The organism is Gordonia sp. i37, assembly GCF_002043085.1.
Lineage (GTDB): Bacteria > Actinomycetota > Actinomycetes > Mycobacteriales > Mycobacteriaceae > Gordonia > Gordonia polyisoprenivorans.
This window is the reverse complement of sequence record NZ_MVPX01000081.1, coordinates 1-544: the sequence shown is the minus strand read 5'-3', so window position 1 is coordinate 544 and position 544 is coordinate 1. Positions and strand designations below refer to the sequence as shown.

1 protein-coding gene and 1 pseudogene are annotated in these 544 nt (G+C 74.8%); one reads left to right on the top strand and one right to left on the bottom strand.

The annotated features are described in order from the left end of the window. A pseudogene (locus B1964_RS30885) lies at nt 1-343 on the bottom strand (DoxX family protein); the annotation flags it as partial. On the opposite strand from B1964_RS30885, the gene B1964_RS30880 reads away from it, so the two are divergent. Next, nucleotides 342-544 (top strand): hypothetical protein (locus B1964_RS30880; protein WP_253193871.1); only part of this gene is annotated, 203 nt, incomplete at its 3' end. The pseudogene B1964_RS30885 and the gene B1964_RS30880 overlap by 2 nt on opposite strands.

The window sequence follows — 544 nt, the reverse complement described above, 5'->3', positions numbered from 1 at the left end:
AGCGGCGCTTCTTCTTCGGCTCCTCCTCGGCGTGCTCGACGTCGGCGAACGATCGATAGGCCTCGAAGTCCTCGTCGAAGACCTCCTCGAACCGGCCGCTGCGGGGCGCTGCGTCCTCGGTGTCGGCGGCTGCGTCGGCATCGGCGGCCGCGTCGGCATCGTCGACGAGCGGGATGATGCCGGTGACCGCGTTCGCAGTGGCCGGGTCGTGGCTGGTCGGATCGGGGCCACCGGCGTCCGAACCGGCGGCGGCCGAGGCGGGATCGGCCGGCTGGTCCCGCAATCGACGCGATACGTCACCGGAAGTGAAGTCCCGGGTCGGGGGCGGAGCAAAGCTCGGCATGCCACTCGCCGCTCCCGAACTCGCGCCACGACTGACCCGCGGGCCGGGCTCGGTGACCGGCCCGGTCGCCGGGCCCCGTGCGGCGAGGGGATTCTGCGACCGGGGGAACGCGCCCGACGTCGGTGACGGTGACCAGGGTGCTGTCTCCGGGCCGTCCGGCGTGGGGGCGCTCGGTGCGGGCGCACCCGCGGCGGGGGGGGC